Source organism: Inquilinus sp. YAF38, assembly GCF_052113205.1.
Lineage (GTDB): Bacteria > Pseudomonadota > Alphaproteobacteria > DSM-16000 > Inquilinaceae > Inquilinus.
Window position 1 is genome coordinate 16,365 of the sequence record NZ_JBFRCU010000028.1, and the last position, 16,607, is coordinate 32,971.

Here is a 16,607-nt window from a genome sequence, read left to right on the forward strand (position 1 = left end):
GATGGACGCGACCGGATGACGCGCTGGCTGGTCACCCGGCCGCGGGAAGAGGCCGAGCGCTTCGCCGACGCGATGCGCGACCGCGGCCTCGACCCGGTGGTCGCTCCGATCCTGGAGATCGAGCCGGTCGATCCCGGCCCGATCGACCTCGGCGACGTGCAGGCGGTGCTGGCCACCAGCCGCAACGGCATCGACGCCTTCGCCCGGCGGGTCAGGCGGCGCGACCTGCCGGTGCTGGCGGTCGGCGACGCCACCGCCGAGCTGGCCCGGTCGCTCGGCTTCCGCGACGTTGCCAGTGCCGCCGGCGACGGCGACGACCTGGCCGAGCTGGCCCTCGCCCGGCTGAACCCCGCGGGCGGCGCGCTGCTGCACCCCTCGGGCGAGGACGTCGCCCGCGACCTGGCCGAGCTGCTTGGCCCCGCCGGCTTCACCGTGCGGCGGCTCGTGCTGTACCGCGCCCGGCCGGCGGCGGCGCTGCCGCCGGTGGCGGTGGCGGCCCTGGCCGACCCCGGCTTGGCGGGGGTGGTGTTTTTCTCTCCCCGCACCGCGAAGGTCTTTGCTACCCTCGCGGCCCGGGTCGAATTGACCCATCGCCTCGCCGGGCTGACGGCGGTCTGCCTGAGCCCGGCCGTCGCCCAGGCGCTGGATCCGTCGCCCTGGCGGGCGGTGCGAATCGCGGACAGGCCGGATTCGCCGTCGCTGCTGGCGCGGCTTTCCGATTTTTCCGCTGAGCAAGAGACGAGGACGGCGAACGGTATGGACCCGACCCCCGACAAGCCAGGCGAAGCAGCGGCCCCCGGCCCTGACTCCCAGCAGCCGGACGACGCGTCGGCCCCTTCTCAGGCTCAGCCCGAGTCCCCCGACAAGGCCGGCGAACCCACCGCACCGCTTCCGGAGGATGCCCTGGCGCTTCCGAGCGAAGGGCCGCTGACCCCGACCGAGCGGGTGATCGAGGCCTTCGGCGGCATCCGCCCGATGGCGGCGAAGCTGACCGTGCCGGTCACCACGGTGCAGGGCTGGAAGCGGCGCAACGCCATTCCGGAGCAGCGCCACGCCGACATCCTGGCCGCGGCCAAGACCCACGGCATCGCGCTCGACCCGGCCGAGCTGGCGCGCACCCGCCCGGCGACGCCGGAAGAAGGCACGCCCGAACCGGCCGAGCTGTCCGAGCCGGAGAACCCGCCCGGCCCGCCGCGCGTCGGCCCGCCGACCGTCCCACCGCCGCCCCCGGCCGAGCCGCCGGGCAATGTCGCGAGATCAGCCTGGACCGCGGCGATCGTCGCCATCGTTGCCGCCGCCATCTCGGCCACGGCGCCGGTCTGGTCGCCGAAGATCTTCGGCTCGGCCAGCCCGGCCCCGGCGCCGCAGGGCTCGCCGAATTTGGGCGACCGCATCGCCTTCATCGAGAAGCGCCTCGCCGACCTGCCATCCGGCACCGCCGAGGCGATCGACGGGGTGAGCAAGCGGGTCGAGGCGCTGGAGAAGCCGGCCGGCGGCCCGATCGATCCCGCCGCGATCGAGAAGGGCCGCGCCGACCTGGCCGCGCGGGTCGACGCGATCCAGCAGAAGCTGGACCAGCTGGCCGGCACGGCACCGCAGCAGGCCCAGCCGCAGCAACAGCCCGCTCCGGCAGCCCCCGCGCCGGCCCCCGAGGCCGTGGCGGCGCTGGAGGCCCGGGTCGCGGCGCTGGAATCGGCCCAGGCCGCGGTCAAGACATTGGGCGACACCGTCGCCACGTTGTCGTCCGGGTCCCAGGCCAATGGCAGCACCCTGGCGGCGCTGCAGCAGCAGGTCGACGCGGTCAAGACGACGGTCGAGCGGCTGCGCAACAGCGACACCGGCGCCCAGGCGCTGAGCCTGGCCGCCGGCCAGCTGCGCAGCGCCCTGGACACCGGCGCGCCGCTGGACGAGACGCTGGCCCTGCTGCGCGGCCTGGCGCAGAACGACCCCGGCCTGGCCAATGCCGTGGCGGCGCTGGAGCCGGCGGCGAAGGGCGTGCCCAGCCGAGCCGCCTTGGCCACCGGCTTCGTCCAGGCGGCCGAGGCGGCGCGCAAGGCCGACCAGCCGGAGAGTGGCGACTGGGTCGACCGCAGCCTGTCCGTGGTGCAGGACCTGGTCACGGTCCGCCCGGCCCCAGGCGAGGTCGAGGGCACCGGCACCGACGCCGTGCTGGCCCGGGCCGAAGGCCGGCTGCAGCGCGGCGACCTGGCCGGCGCGGTCGAGGCGACCAAGGGTCTGAACGGCCCCGCGGCCTCGGCCATGGCCCCTTGGCGCAGCCAGGCCGAGGCCAGGCTTTCGGCCGAATCGGCGCTGCAGAGCCTGTCCGCCCTGGCCGTGCAGCGCCTGGCGGCGGCGAGCAACGCCGCGGCCGGTTCCGGTGACACCCAGCCCCCGAAGGCGCCATGAAGCGTCTGCTGAGCTACGCCCTCAAGCTGGCCATCCTGATCGCGGTCGCGGTCTGGCTGGCGGACCGGCCGGGCCATGTCGAGATCCAGTGGCAGGGCCGGGTGATCGAGACCTCGGTCGCGGTGCTGGTGGCGGCCGCGGCGGCGCTGATGCTGCTGGCGGCCTGGCTGTACCGTCTCTGGCGCTCGCTGCGCCGGGCCCCGGGCCGCTTCGTCGAGGGCCGCCGCTTCGCCCGCCGCGAGAAGGGCTATCGCGCCCTGACCCGCGGCATGGTCGCGGTCGCCGCCGGCGATGCCGAGGCGGCGCGGCGCTTCGCCCGCAAGGCCGACGTGCTGCTGGACGAGCCGCCGCTGACCCTGCTGCTGTCCGCCCAGGCGGCGCAGCTGGCCGGCGACGACACCGCCGCGACCCGCTATTTCGAGGCGATGCTGCGCCGGCCGGACATGGAGTTCCTGGGCCTGCGCGGCCTGTTGAACCAGTCGCTGCGCCACAAGCAATCGGCGCAGGCGCTGGAGATGGCGCAGCGTGCCCGGTCGCTGCGGCCGGACGCGGCCTGGACCCACCGCGCCTGCTTCGACCTGGAGGTGGCGCAGCACCGCTGGGCCGACGCCCAGCTCAGCCTCGCCCATTCGGTGCGGGTCAAGGCGATCTCGGCCGAGGACGGGCGCCGCTTCAAGACCCGCATCCTGGTCGAGCGCAGCCGCGAGGCCGAGGACTCCGGCAACCTGTCCCAGGCGCTGGACTTCGCCCACAAGGCGGTCGGGCTGGAGCCGGACTTCGTGCCGGCGGCGCTGCAGGAGAGCACGCTGCTGCAGCGCACCGGCCGCGAACCCCAGGCCGCGCGCCTGCTGGAGAAGAGCTGGGGCCGCGCGCCGCATCCGGAGATCGCCCGCGCCTATGCCGCGCTCGGCCCCGCCGACGAGGGCACGCTGCTGAAGGTGAAGCGGCTGGAGAAGCTGGTGCGGCTGCGGCCGGATTCGGCGACCGGCCTCATGACCCTGGCCGAGGCCGAGCTGTCGGCCCAGCTGTGGGGCAGCGCCCGCACCCATCTGCTGAAGGCCGAGCAGGTGGGGCCGTCGCGCCGCGTCTACCGCCTCCTGGCCGATCTGGAGACCGCCGAGCGCAACGACCCGATCGCGGCGCGCAGCTGGCTGGCCAAGGCGCAGACCGCGGCCCCGGACGAGGTCTGGGACTGCGATTCCTGCGGTGCCCAGGCCCAGCGCTGGTCGGCGCTGTGCAATCATTGCCACGGCTTCGACACGCTGGCCTGGCGCCTCCCCGGTCCCGCCCGTGGCCTGCCGCCGACGCCGGTCGAGATCGACGCCTTCCTGCCCGCGCCGGTGCCGCCGGCCGGCAGCACGGCCGTGGTCCCGGCCGCCACGGCCTAGGCCGCGCCGGCCGTTGACGCTGCGGCGTGCGCCCTGTATAGGGTGCCCGCCCTGCGGCGCCGAAGTAGCTCAGGGGTAGAGCAACTGATTCGTAATCAGTAGGTCCGGGGTTCAAATCCCCGCTTCGGCACCATTCTTCCCGTCCGGCAATCCGTCCTCGCTCGGCCTCGTGATCACATTTTGGATCGGGCACGCGCGTTCTGCCGTACGCCTCACCACTTTTCGTCAAGTGTGTCCTGAGCAGGAGCTTGGCCGACAATTTTGTGCCGTCCGTGCCACCCATGATCTCATTCGCGATTCCGGCCAGCGGCGACAGCTTTGCTGATCCACGTTCGACGCTTTTCGAGCGCGGCGTGACAAGCGGGCCTCAAGCGTGCTATACTTCAAATGTTTCTACGAAGAACAATATTCAACGCTGGATTTCAAGAGACTCGCGCAACACTGGCCGCAGGCAGGTCATGCCTATCATGACAATACGCCAACTATCAAAACATCTTTAGTACGCTTGGCTTGGCTGATTTCGTATTCGAGTTTTCAAAAGGATATAATTGATATGGCACAGAAAACCACGGCACCCGACGCAGCGCCTCTTGGCGGAGCGGAGTTCGATGCCGCCTTCCTCCCACAAACGCTGCGGGAACTGGAGCCGGGCAACGACGAAGCGATCCTTCGCGCGCTATCGGCAGTGCAGGATCTGGAAATGCCGATGGAACGGCTAATAGCGCTACGCAATGAGCGCTACCCGGACAGCCGGCCCCGATACTGGGGCATCGTGAATTTCGATTTGCATTCGGTGAAGCCCCGCCTGTTCGTGTTCGATGTCGGCAGCCGCCAGACCGTCCCCTATCTCTGCGCCCACGGCAAGGGGTCCGAGGGACCGACGGATGACGGAATCGCCAATGTCTTCTCTAACGTCGAAGGGTCGAATGCGACCTCCCTGGGCATCTACCGATGCGCGGAAACATACTCCGGCCACAATGGTTACTCGCTCCGTCTCGACGGGCTGGAGGAGACAAATTCGCGGGCCCGAGCGCGAGCGATCGTCATCCACGGCGCGGATTACGTGTCCGAGAAATTCGCCGAAAAGCACGGCCGGATCGGCAGGAGCGATGGCTGCCCGGCGCTGGATCACAAATTTTCCACCACCGTTATCGATCAGATGAAGCAGGGATCATTATTGCTCCATTGGAAGACACCGTGAACAGGCGGCTGGGCCAGCTCTGAGATTAGCCCGCCGCCATCATCTCCACCTCGCCCTCAGTCAGGCCGACGGACGCCGCAGCAGCGCGAATGCCGCCCCAGGGTGGCGTCGCCGATCGGGATGCCTTCGGCGGCGCGGCGCCGGCGGGTCCGGCCCCGATCAGCGGCCCCCTCCCCGTGCTGTTGCCTTGGCTTTGCCGGGCGGTATAGCGTGCGGCCGGGTCGATGGACCCGCCGCCAAAGGGGTGCGCCATGATCGACGATCCGCCGCTGCTGACCATCCGCCGCCGCTTCGCCCGGCCGGACCCGGCGCTGGTCGAGGCCTTGCAGGGCATCCAGACCGGCTTCGCCGTCGACGCCATGGACGGCTCGGGCGCGCTGCACCATCGGATCAAGCCGGTCGATCCCGCCGGCTTCGTCGGGGTCGCGGTGACCTGCGACTGCGGCCCGGCCGACAACCTGGCGGTGTTCGCCGCGCTCGACATCGCCGGGCCGGGCGACGTGCTGGTCTGCGCCGCCGGCGGCTATGAGGGCACGGCGGTGATCGGCGACCTGGTCGCCGGCATGGCCCGCAACAAGGGCGCGGTGGCGCTGGTGACCGACGGGCTGGTGCGCGACCTGGCCGGCCTGCGCCAGGTCGGGCTGCCGGTGTTCGCGGCCGGCATCACCCCGAACTCGCCGACGCGGCAGGGGCCGGGCACGGCCGGGCTGCCGGTCGTGATCGGCGGGGTGCGCGTGGAGTCCGGCGACGTGCTGGTCGGCGACCTCGACGGCGTGGTGGTGATCCCCCGGGCGCGGCTGGCCGCGGTGGTGGACCGCCTGGCCACGATCCGGCAGAAGGAGGCGGCGCTCGACGCCGCGGTGCGCGGCGGCCTGACCATGCCGGACCTCGCCCGCCGCATCCTCGACTCCGACCGGGTCCGCTCGGTCGATTGAATCCGTAAGATCGTTCCCCGCTATGAGTCGCGACACTGCAGTGATGACCACCCTCGCGCCTGGTTCCGGGCCCAGCCTGGGACGCTTCAGTCCCGGGCGCCGCCGCTGTCACCGCCTGCTGGCGCTGCTGCTGGGAGTGGCCGTCTTCGTCGTCGACACCTTCACCGACGTCACCGGCGCCATTGCCGTGCTGTATGTGGTGGTGCTGCTGATCGCCGCCGACACCCTGTCGCGGCGCGGCCTCATCCTGCTGGCGGCAACCTGCGCCGGCCTTGCCGCCGCCGCCTTCCTGGCCATGCATGGCCTGGAGCCCGATGTCTCGGCCGCGGTCCGCTTCGGCATCTCGCTGGCCGCGATTGCGATCACCGCGGCCCTGCTGCTGCGCGACCAGGCATCGAAGCGGTCGCTGGTGGCGGCGAACGCCGCCCTGGCCCGCAGCGAGAGGCGCTACCGGTCGATCTTCGAGCAGGCGCCGGTCGCGCTGTGGGAGCAGGACTATTCCGAGGTCAGGGCGATGCTGACGACGCTGCGGCAGCAGGGCGTGCAGGATCTCGCCGCCCATGCCCGCGCATATCCGGCCTTCGCCAGGGACTGCATCCGCCGGATCCGGACCGTGCATGCCAACGACGCGACGGCGGAGCTGCTGCGGCTGTCGTCGCCGTCCGAGGCGCTGGGCCCGCTCGAGCGCTTCCTGCCGGCCGACGACCCGGCCCTGCTGGCGGTCCTGACCGCAGTGGCCGAGGGCGGCAGCCAGTTCGAGGGCAGGGGGAAGCTGGTCGCCGCGGACGGGCAGGTGCTGACCGTCCTGCTGGGCATCGCCTTCCCCGACGACGCGGACGAGTTCGGCCGCGTCGTCGTCGCCACGGTGGATGTGACCCAGCGCGAGCAGATCCAGCAGACCCAGCTCGCGGCCCAGGCCGAGCTGGCGCGGGCGTCGCGGGCGGCGACGGTCGGCGCGCTGTCGGCCTCGATCGCGCATGAGATCAACCAGCCGCTCGGCGCCGTGGTGATGAACGCCCAGACCTGCCTGCGCTGGCTCGGCAAGGATCCGCCCGATGTCGAGGCAGCGGTGCGGGCGGCGGAGCGGACGGTGCGGGACGGCCGGCGGGCCGCCGAGATCGTGCAGCGCACCCGCGGCCAGCTGGTGCGCGACCAGCGCAACGACGAGGCGACCGATCTGCGCGCGCTGATCGAGGAGACGATCGCGCTGCTGGAGACCGAGCTGAGCACCCACGAGGCGACAGTCGTGACGCAGTTCGCGCCCTCGCTCCCGCCGATCCGGGCCGATCGCGTGGCGCTGCAGCAGGTGCTGATCAACCTGATGACCAACGGGCTCCACGCCATGGTCGAGACGGCGGCCCCCGCGCGCGAGCTCACGGTCAGCGTCGACGGTCCCGCGGCGCCCGACGCAGAGGTACGCGTGTCGATCCGCGATCGCGGCAAGGGCATTCCCGACGACGTGCAGGCCCGGCTGTTCGAGCCGTTCTTCACGACCAAGCGGGGCGGCATGGGAATGGGGCTTGCGATCTGCCGCTCGACGATCGAGACATATGGCGGCCGATTGACGGCCAGGACTCACGAGCAGGGGGGAGCGGTGTTCGAGTTCGCGCTGCCGGCGGACACTGCGGAAGAGTCATGAAAGCACCAGCCGGAACTGCACCCGTCACCACGCCCCTCGTCATCGTCGTCGATGACGACGAAGGCATCCGCGAGGCCTTGACCGATCTGCTGCGCTCGGTCGGGGTCGAGACGAAGAGCTTCGGCTCGACCCGGGAGCTGCTCGACGCCGCCCCCACCGACCGACCCGGCTGCCTGATCCTCGATGTCCGCCTGCCGGGGATCAGCGGGCTCGACCTTCAGGCCCAGCTCGCGCGCAACGGCAACACCCGCCCGATCATCTTCATGACCGGCCATGGCGACATCCCGATGAGCGTGCGGGCGATGAAGGCCGGGGCGACGGATTTCCTGACCAAGCCGTTCCGCGACCAGGACATGCTGGATGCCGTGGCCGCCGCCATCGACAAGGACATGGCGCAGCGCCGGGATGCCGCGGCGGCGAAGGAGGTGGCGGCGCTGGCGGCCACCCTGACCCCGCGCGAGACCGAGGTCATGGCGGCGGTGGTGAAGGGGCTGATGAACAAGCAGATCGCCGGCCTGCTGGGCATCAGCGAGATCACGGTCAAGCTGCACCGCGGCAACGTCATGCGGAAGATGGCGGTCCGGTCGGTCGCCGACCTGGTGCGGAAGGCGGAGCTGCTGGAGCGGTGACGCCGGGCTGGACGAACCGCCGCTTCGTCCTGGACCTATGTATGGTATCTGCCCGGCGACACCTCGCCTATCTAGGAGGGGCGGGCCGAAGTCCCGCCTTGCCGTCCGCAGAGGTATCGTGTCCCATTCCCCCGTCATCGCCGTCATCGACGACGACCAGGCCATCCGCGAAGCGCTGGAGGACCTCCTGTCCTCGCTGGGCTACCGCGCGTTGCCGTTCGCCTCGGCGGAGGATTTCCTGGCCTTTCCGGGCCGGTCCGCGGTGGCCTGCATGGTGGTGGATGTCCGGATGGGGGGCATGACCGGCCTGGATCTGCAGGCGCAGCTGAACGCGCAGGGCAAGCCGGCCCCGATGATCTTCATGACCTCCTACACCGACCAGGCGACGCGGTCGAAGGCCCTGGCCGGCGGCGCCCATGGCTTCCTGGAGAAGCCGGTCGACGCCGAGGTGCTGATCGGCTGCCTGGCCTCGGCACTGCGGCACGAAGCCCACTGATCCCGGGCCATCGGCGACCTATACCTAGGTCTATCGCCCGCCACCGAAACGCCTGCCCGCGCAAACCACAGTGGAATGGGTCCGCCCCGGGCCGTCCGCCATGCTGTGACCGTCTCGACGATCACGGAGTGGAGGAGGTGATGTTCTGGAGCGGATCGGGCGCCTTCATTCGGCGCCATGCCGAAACCGGCAATGCCCAGTATTTCAGCTGGACCGTCTCATTCGCGTCCCGCCGCGACGCGTCGGGCAGCCGCTGGCTGGACGTCTTGCACCTGTCGTGCTCGCGACAGTCGCTCGGCCCGTCGGAGGAGCGGCAGGCGGGAGAGTTCGAGATTCGGCTCACCGCCCGGGACGGTGTCGGCGACGACGGCACGGACCACCTGCTCCGCCTGCGCGCCTCGGCCTGGGCCATCGACCTCTGGATCGCGGCCGCCGGCCCGGTGGCCGGATCCGGGCGGAGGTCCCGGCGCCAGGATCTTCTGCCCGCGGCCCGGCCGGCGATCGAAGACGACGCCTTGGACGGCACGCCGCTGCCCGACGGCGGAACCTTCGTCCTCGACGGACCCGGCGCCTCCTATCACGGATGATCGCCACCGGGCGTCGGACACGACAGGCCCCAGCGAGAAACAGAGCCGCGGAGCGAGGGATCGCTCCGCGGCTCTGTCGCTTTATCGGCTGGAGCCCGGCTCCGACCCATACCAAAGTGTCTGTCCGGCGACCGGAATGCACGGTTCCGACAGTCCTCCTGTAGAATGGAGGCAGGGCCGGGGTCCGCCGTACCGTCCATCTCGTGGTCCCGACGACAATGCTTCCGGGTCGCTCGGAGACCTCCCGCGATACTCAACAAACGAGGTGGCCTCATGTCTCCGTTCAAGAGCAAGCGCATCCTCCTGCTGGCCTCGCTGCTGGCCTCCGTCGCCCCCGCCGCCGCGTCGGCCGCGCCCGCTGCGCCGATCAAGAACATCGTGCTGGTCCACGGCGCCTGGGTCGACGCTTCCGGCTGGAAGCCGGTCTACGATATCCTGACCAAGGACGGCTTCCACGTGACCATGGTGCAGCAGCCGCTGACCAGCCTCGCCGACGACGTCGCCGCCACCAAGCGGGTCCTCGACCAGCAGGACGGGCCGACCGTCCTGGTGGCCCACAGCTATGGCGGGTCGATCATCACCGAAGCCGGCGAGGACCCGCATGTCGCCGCCCTGGTCTATGTCGCGGCCCATGCGCCCGATGTCGGCGAGGACGAAGCCGCCCTCGGCAAGAAGACGCCGAGCGTCACCTCRCARGTGCCCGGCGCGGTGGTGAAGACGGCSGACGGCTACACCTATCTGCGGCCRGACCTCTTCCCCTCGCATTTCGCCGCCGACCTGCCGCTCGACCAGGCGAAGTTCGAGGCCCAGTCCCAGGTTCTGACCGCGGCGGCGGTGTTCTCCACCCCGATGACGGTCGCAGCCTGGAAGACCAAGCCGAGCTGGGGCATCGTCGCGGCCGCTGACAAGATCATCAGCCCGGATCTCGAGCGCTTCTACTACGAGCGCGCCCACAGCCACATCACGGTGATCGAGGGCGCCAGCCACTCGGTCTACGAATCCCGCCCGAAGGAGGTCGCCGCCGTCATCGAGCAGGCGGCTCGGTCGGCTGAGACGGTCGCAGCCAAGTAAATCACCCCTGCCGCCGGGCCCGCCGAGCGGGTCGGGCGAGCCCGATCTCTCGCTGCCGGAGAATAAGCCATGACCGTCCGATCGGAGGTCCCGGCGCAACGCGCGTGGGACACGGGAAGACAATCCCGTGAACAGCGCCTGGCCGCGGCCGGCCGCTACACCCGGGGCAAGCTGGTCGCGCCCGATGATGCGACCAAGCTGCTCGAGGCGGTGCTCCGCCCGGGAGATCGCGTCTGCCTGGAGGGCGACAACCAGAAACAGGCGGATTTCCTCGCTCGCAGCCTCGCCGCGGTGGATCCGAACACCGTCCGGGACCTGCACATCGTGCAGTCCGGGCTGGTCCTTGCCGAGCATCTCGACCTGTTCGAGGCCGGGATCGCCCGCCGGCTCGACTTCTCCTATTCGGGGCCGCAGGGCGCAGCGCTGGCGCGAGCGCTCAACGCCGGAAAGATCGAACTCGGCGCGATCCACACCTATCTCGAGCTGTTCTCGCGCTACTTCGTCGACCTGACACCGCATGTGGCGCTGACCGTCGCGCGCTGCGCCGATCGCGACGGCAATCTCTATATGGGGCCGAACACGGAAGACTCTCCGGTGGTGATCGAGGCCACGGCGTTCAAACAGGGCATTGTCATCGCCCAGGTGAACGAGATCGTCGACAAGGTGCCGCGCGTCGACGTGCCCGGCGATCGCGTCGACTTCGTGGTCGTCGCGCCCGAGACTTTCTATGTCGAGCCGCTGTTCACCCGCGACCCGGCGCAGATCACCGAGACCCAGATTCTGACCGGGATGCTGGCGATCCGCGGGATCTACGAGGAATACGGCGTCCGGCGGCTGAACCACGGGATCGGGTTCAACACCGCCGCGATCGAGCTGCTGCTGCCGACCTATGCCGAGCGGCTGGGCCTGAAGGGGCGCATCGCCACCCATTTCGCCCTAAACCCGCACCCCACCCTGATCCCGGCGATCGAGACCGGCTGGGTGCAGCAGATCCACAGCTTCGGGTCGGAGGTGGGAATGGACGCGTATATGCGCGCCCGCCCGGACATCTTCTTCACCGGCCGGGACGGCTCGATGGCCTCGAACCGCATGTACTGCCAGGCCGCCGGTCTGTACGCGACCGACCTCTTCATCGGGTCGACCCTGCAGATCGACCTGCAGGGCAACAGCTCGACGGTGACGCGCGACCGGATCGCCGGCTTCGGCGGCGCGCCGAACATGGGCTCCGATCCGCATGGCCGGCGCCATGCCAGCGAAGCCTGGCTGAAGGCGGGACGAGAGGCGGCGGACGGGCAGAGGCAGCTGCCGCGCGGCCGCAAGCTGGTGGTCCAGATCGTAGAGACCTTCGGCGACAAGCTGGTCCCGACTTTCGTTGAGCAACTCGATAGCGTGCAACTCGCCGAGACGCTCCGCCTCGATCTGCCGCCGGTGATGATCTACGGCGACGACGTGACCCACATCGTCACCGAGGAAGGGATCGCGAACCTCCTGCTGTGCCGCACTGCCTATGAGCGCGAGCAGGCGATCCGCGGCGTGGCCGGGTATACGCCGGTCGGCCGCGCCCGCGACCGCCGCGTGGTCGAGGAACTGCGGGCACGCAAGGTGATCCGGCGGCCGGAGGATCTCGGCATCGATCCGCTCGACACCCACAAGAGCCTGCTCGCCGCGCACTCCGTGAAGGAGCTGATGCACTGGTCGGGCAATCTCTATGACCCGCCCCGCAAGTTCCGGAACTGGTAGGAGGCTGCCATGGTGATCATCAAGCTTCGATACGCCCCCGGCCGGCCGGCTGCAGGGCACATCGAGAGCGCCATCGTCGGCGTCGTTGCATCCGGCAATCTCGAAGTGCTGCTCGAGCGCACGCTGCCGGACACCGAGTGCTCGGTCGAGATCGCCACGCCGGTGCGCGGCTATGACGAGGTCTGGCAGGCGGTCGTCGCCGATTTCGTCGAGCGCGCCTCCCCGGGCGGGCTCCGCATCTCGATCAATGACGGCGGGGCCCGGCCGGATACGGTCGCGCTGCGGCTGATGCAGGGCGTCCGGATGATGGAGGCGGCCCGATGAATGATAACGCGATCCGCCAGTCTGGCAGCCGCGACACCGCGAGCTGGTTCCTGGCCTCCGCCCGCGAGCGTCTCGCCGGCCTGCTCGACCCGGGCAGCTTCATCGAGATCCTGCCGCCGTCGGACCGAATCCAGAGCCCGCATCTGGCGCTGTTCGACCTCCCCGCGGCGTTCGACGACGGCATGATCATCGGGCACGGGCGCCTCGACGGTCGGGAGGTGCTGGTCGCCGCCCAGGAAGGGCAGTTCATGGGCGGCACCTTCGCCGAGGTGAGCGGGGCGAAGCTGGTCGGCCTGCTTCGGGCGGCGCGCGACCGTGCCGATCTTCCCGTCCTGCTGCTGCTCGACAGCGGCGGCGTGCGGCTGCAGGAGGCCAATGCCGGTGAGCTCGCCGTCGCCGAGGTGATGCGGGCGATCGCCGAGGCCCGCAGCGCCGGCGTCGCGGTCATCGCCCTCGTCGGCGGGCGGGCAGGGGCCTTCGGCGGCGCCGGCCTCACCGCCGCCACCTGCTCGGGGATCGCGATCTCCGAGCAGGGACGGCTCGGCGTCACCGGCCCCGAGGTGATCGAGACCAATCAGGGCGTCGAGGAGTTCGACTCCAAGGACAAGGCCCTGGTCTGGAGCGTCACCGGCGGCCGGACGCGCCGCCTGATCGGGGGCGCCGACGCCTATGCCACGGACACGATGGCCGGCTTTCGCGAGGCCGCGCTCGCCCTGCTCGAGCGAGTGCCGGCGTTCGATCTGCGGACGCTGCAGGCCGAGCAGGAAAGGCTCGCGGCGCGGCAGGCCCGGCTCGGCGGCTGCAGCAGCGCCACCGAAATGTGGGCCATCCTCGGCATCGCCGATCCGGAGGGCGTCCGGGACATGGACGACGAGGCGTTCGCCGCACTGGCCGCCAAGGTGAAAGGACTGGATCATGACGGTCGATGAGATCCTGGCGGGGCTGTTCCCCGCCGGGCACGACGTGGTCGTGCGCCCCGACAAGCTGATTATGGGGGCCGGCCGGCGTGGGAAAGGCGGCACGGTCGAGGTGATTGGCATCGCCGGCGGAGAGCCGCTCGGGATCGACGGCGTCCTGCCCCTCGCCGAACGGGTGCTCCAGGTCATCGCAGCCGGCGGCGACACGCCGATCCTGGTGATGGTGGACACGCGCAGCCAGCGCATGGCCCGTCGCGACGAGATGCTCGGCCTCAACGAATATCTCGCGCATCTCGCCAAATGCCTGCTGCTGGCCAGCCGGGAAGGGCATCGCACGGTCGGGCTGAACCACGGCAAGGCGGCCGCCGGTGCATTCCTGGCCACCGGCCTGGCGACGGACGTCCTTGTCGCCTTGCCTGGCGCGGAGCCCGCCGTCATGGACCTGCCGTCGATGGCGCGGGTCACCAAGCTGCCGGAAGACAAGCTCCGGGCGCTGTCGCAGACGACCCCTGTCTTCGCGCCTGGCCTCGCCTCCATGACAGAAGTTGGAGCGGTGGCGGAGATTTGGGATCCGCGCCGGCCGCTCGACGCCCAGCTCGAAACGGCCCTGGCGGGCAGCTCGGGCCACGACGCCAGGGATGCGCTCGGTGCCGCGCGCGGCGGCCGGCGCCTGGCGTCGGAGCTGGCTCGGCGTGTGGCGGCGCAGGTCGTCGAGAGCCGTCGTGCTGCAGCGTCATGACCTGCTGCGCGTGACGCCGGACGGGTGGCCGGCGGTGCTGGCCGCGTCGCCCGGCTTCCAGGACCTGGAGTACGGGCCGCGCCGGCTCGTAGCCGGCTGGGCGGAACGCGGCTGGCCGGTGATCGCACGCCGTCCGGCCGCCGAAGAGGGGGAGGGCGGCGTCGCCGTCGGCCTGCCCCTGCCGCCGGCCTACGGCAAGCTGCGCATTGCGCTGTCCATTCCCGCCGGGCTGGTGGCGGAGCCCGTCGCCGCCGTCCCGCTGAGCGCGGCGGTGGCCTCTGTCCCTGCCGCTTGGGGGTCCCAGGTGGACGGGTTGATCGCCCTGGGCGAGCGGCTGGCGCTGGCGCCGTTTCTGTTCGGGGCGCTGCTCTGGCAACGCCTGACGGGTCTGCCCTATCTGCGGTCCGGATCGGATATCGACCTGATCTGGCCCAGGCCGAAGGCGGAGATCCTGCCCGATCTCCTCGACGGCCTCGACCGGTTGGACACCACTGGCCCGGTCCGGCTCGACGGTGAGATCACGCTCGACGCCGGGAGCGGGGTGAACTGGCGGGAGCTTCGCCAGGAATTCCGCCGGCCCGACGGGGCCGTGCTCGTCAAATCCATGGACGGAGCGGACATCCGATGCGTGCACACTCTTTTCGCCTGAGCCGTCCGGCGCGGGACGTCGGCATCGCGCCCCGGCCGCCAATATCCGGCCTTCCCATTGCCGTCGCCGAGCGGCTGGGCGACATCGCTTCCGCGGCGCTCTTGGCTGAGCTGGAGACCTGGCCGAAGCCCGGCCTGGTGAGCCATGTCGACAGTGGCAGCCATGATGACATGGACCACACCACCTTCCGGCGCAGCGCGGCTGCGATCCGCCCCTTCTTTGCCCGCCTGGCGATCGCCGGCGCGGCGGGGGCGGAGATGGAGCGACTCCGCCGGATCGGCCGGGATGCCGAGGAGGCGATGCTCGCAGCGACCGGCGGCGTGAACACCCATCGCGGCGCAATCTTCGGCCTCGGGCTGCTCTGCGCCGCGGCCGGAGCAGCCTCGGCGGAAGGCGCGCCGGCGCGTCTGTCGGCCACGCAACTGACCGACATCGTCGCCCAGTGCTGGGGCGACGATATCCTGCGCGGTCCGATCCCGCTCCGCAGCAACGGCAGCGGCGTGTTGCGCCGGTTCGGGGCAGGCGGTGCCCGCGCGGAAGCCGCGGCAGGATTCCCGCAGCTCCGAGAAATCGGGCTGCCTGGCCTCCGGCGGGGACGCGCTCTCGCTGGTGACGAGGACGCCGCGCGCGTCCAGGCCTTCTTCGCCCTGATGGCCGAGGTCGAGGACACCAATCTGCTTCATCGCGGCGGCGGAGCGGGCTTGCAGGACGCGCAAGATGCTGCACGACGGTTCCTGGGTGACGGCGGCGTGGGGCGGGGCGATTGGGAGGCCCGCGCGGTGGCGATCCATCACGAGTTCGTCCGGCGGCGCCTCAGCCCAGGCGGATGCGCGGATCTGCTCGCCGCGACGATCTTCCTCGATGCGGTCGAGCGTTGGCTGTGACGGGCGTCGTCATCCTCTGCTCCGGCCAGGGCGCCCAGGCCGCAGGCATGTTCGATCTGCTCGTCGAAGCGCCAGAGGCGGCGCCGGTCTTCGCGGCCGCCCGCCGCGTGCTCAACGGTGGCGATCCAAGGGGCTTGGTCCGTCAGTCGAGTGAAGCCGAGCTGCATGCCAACAGGACGGCCCAGATCCTCTGCTGTACCCAGGCACTGGCCTTCTGGGCGGTGCTGGGTCCAGCCTCGCATCGTCCCATTACAGTTGCGGGCTATAGCGCCGGCGAGCTGGCCGCTTGGGCCATCGCCGGCATCATCGATGCGGCGACCGTCCTGGACCTGACCGCCCGACGGGCCGTTCTGATGGACGAGGCTTCGCGCAGCGCATCGGGGCTCGCCGCGGTGCTGGGCCTGCCGCGACCGGAGATCGAGGCGATCTGCCGGGCGCATGATCTCCACATCGCCATCGTCAACGGACCCCTGCATGTCCTCGTCGGCGGCGCCGTCGCCGATCTGGAGCCGGCCTTGGCAGAGGCCGAGCAGCGGGGGGCGAGCCGCGTCGTCAGGTTGCCTGTGTCGATCGCGTCGCACACGCCGTTGCTACGCGACGCCAGCGAGCGATTCGGTGAGCTGCTTCAGCAGCGGGTCGCCGGGATGCACCTGCCATCGGCGGGCGTGCGGCTGATCAGCGGCGTCGACGGTGCGCCCGTCCTGCGCCTGCGAGATGGGCTGCAGAAGCTCGCCTTGCAGGTCCGGCAGACCGTCGACTGGGCGGCCTGCATGGAGTCCTGCCGCGCCGCTCGCCCGCAGCGCGTGCTTGAGCTGGGCCCCGGAGACGCCCTGGCGAGGATGGCCGGCGAGGCGATGCCGGACATCGCCGTCCGCAGCGTCACGGCATTCCGATCGCTGGACGGCATCCGCCATTGGCTCGATGCCTGACGCCGCGCCTTCTGCAAGACCAAGGTATAGGTCTCCGCCAACGAACGCAGGGCATCGAAATCCCCATGTGCAA

General features: G+C 70.8%; 16 protein-coding genes and 1 tRNA gene. All 17 read left to right on the forward strand.

Annotation, left to right across the window (positions count from 1 at the left end; all coding sequences use genetic code 11):
• Positions 1-15 precede the first annotated feature (15 nt).
• Entirely contained in the window at positions 16-2,406 is a 2,391-nt protein-coding gene (locus AB4Z01_RS14790; protein WP_441694802.1) for a uroporphyrinogen-III synthase, read from the forward strand.
• Positions 2,403-3,794: a heme biosynthesis protein HemY gene (locus tag AB4Z01_RS14795; protein WP_441694804.1), complete on the forward strand. Its 1,392-nt coding sequence runs from the start codon at positions 2,403-2,405 to the stop codon at positions 3,792-3,794. Before AB4Z01_RS14790 ends, AB4Z01_RS14795 begins: the two co-directional genes overlap by 4 nt.
• Positions 3,795-3,852: 58 nt before the next feature.
• Positions 3,853-3,927: transfer RNA gene (locus tag AB4Z01_RS14800), tRNA-Thr, on the forward strand.
• Positions 3,928-4,347: 420 nt separating this feature from the next.
• Positions 4,348-4,995, forward strand: a complete 648-nt coding sequence (locus AB4Z01_RS14805; protein ID WP_441694805.1) for a murein L,D-transpeptidase catalytic domain family protein — start codon at positions 4,348-4,350, stop codon at positions 4,993-4,995.
• A gap of 251 nt (positions 4,996-5,246) precedes the next feature.
• Entirely contained in the window at positions 5,247-5,930 is a 684-nt protein-coding gene (locus AB4Z01_RS14810) for an RraA family protein (RefSeq protein ID WP_441694807.1), read from the forward strand.
• Between the two features lie 43 nt (positions 5,931-5,973).
• Positions 5,974-7,569 carry a sensor histidine kinase gene (locus tag AB4Z01_RS14815; RefSeq protein WP_441694809.1) on the forward strand — a complete coding sequence of 532 codons (1,596 nt, stop codon included), beginning with the start codon at positions 5,974-5,976 and terminating at the stop codon, positions 7,567-7,569.
• Positions 7,566-8,198, forward strand: coding sequence for a response regulator transcription factor (locus AB4Z01_RS14820; RefSeq protein ID WP_441694811.1), 633 nt, complete (start codon positions 7,566-7,568; stop codon positions 8,196-8,198). The genes AB4Z01_RS14815 and AB4Z01_RS14820 overlap by 4 nt, the downstream gene beginning before the upstream one ends.
• Before the next feature lie 118 nt (positions 8,199-8,316).
• Positions 8,317-8,694: a response regulator transcription factor gene (locus AB4Z01_RS14825; protein ID WP_441694813.1), complete on the forward strand. Its 378-nt coding sequence runs from the start codon at positions 8,317-8,319 to the stop codon at positions 8,692-8,694.
• Between the two features lie 140 nt (positions 8,695-8,834).
• Complete coding sequence (locus AB4Z01_RS14830) at positions 8,835-9,281, forward strand: hypothetical protein (protein ID WP_441694814.1); 447 nt, start codon at positions 8,835-8,837, stop codon at positions 9,279-9,281.
• Positions 9,282-9,554: 273 nt separating this feature from the next.
• Complete coding sequence (locus AB4Z01_RS14835; protein ID WP_441694816.1) at positions 9,555-10,352, forward strand: alpha/beta hydrolase; 798 nt, start codon at positions 9,555-9,557, stop codon at positions 10,350-10,352.
• Positions 10,353-10,421: 69 nt separating this feature from the next.
• Positions 10,422-12,092, forward strand: a complete 1,671-nt coding sequence (gene mdcA / locus AB4Z01_RS14840) for a malonate decarboxylase subunit alpha (RefSeq protein ID WP_441694817.1) — start codon at positions 10,422-10,424, stop codon at positions 12,090-12,092.
• A 9-nt stretch (positions 12,093-12,101) separates the two neighbouring features.
• Positions 12,102-12,416, forward strand: a complete 315-nt coding sequence (mdcC, locus tag AB4Z01_RS14845) for a malonate decarboxylase acyl carrier protein (protein ID WP_441694818.1) — start codon at positions 12,102-12,104, stop codon at positions 12,414-12,416.
• The gene (locus AB4Z01_RS14850) at positions 12,413-13,345 is read left to right on the forward strand and encodes a biotin-independent malonate decarboxylase subunit beta (protein ID WP_441694820.1); all 933 of its coding nucleotides are present in this window, start codon (positions 12,413-12,415) and stop codon (positions 13,343-13,345) included. The genes mdcC and AB4Z01_RS14850 overlap by 4 nt, the downstream gene beginning before the upstream one ends.
• Entirely contained in the window at positions 13,332-14,072 is a 741-nt protein-coding gene (locus AB4Z01_RS14855) for a biotin-independent malonate decarboxylase subunit gamma (RefSeq protein ID WP_441694822.1), read from the forward strand. The genes AB4Z01_RS14850 and AB4Z01_RS14855 overlap by 14 nt, the downstream gene beginning before the upstream one ends.
• Positions 14,056-14,721, forward strand: coding sequence for a malonate decarboxylase holo-[acyl-carrier-protein] synthase (gene mdcG, locus AB4Z01_RS14860; RefSeq protein WP_441694824.1), 666 nt, complete (start codon positions 14,056-14,058; stop codon positions 14,719-14,721). The genes AB4Z01_RS14855 and mdcG overlap by 17 nt, the downstream gene beginning before the upstream one ends.
• Complete coding sequence (gene mdcB, locus AB4Z01_RS14865; protein WP_441694825.1) at positions 14,697-15,605, forward strand: triphosphoribosyl-dephospho-CoA synthase MdcB; 909 nt, start codon at positions 14,697-14,699, stop codon at positions 15,603-15,605. The genes mdcG and mdcB overlap by 25 nt, the downstream gene beginning before the upstream one ends.
• Positions 15,548-16,534, forward strand: coding sequence for an ACP S-malonyltransferase (locus AB4Z01_RS14870; protein ID WP_441694827.1), 987 nt, complete (start codon positions 15,548-15,550; stop codon positions 16,532-16,534). The genes mdcB and AB4Z01_RS14870 overlap by 58 nt, the downstream gene beginning before the upstream one ends.
• Positions 16,535-16,607 lie beyond the last annotated feature (73 nt).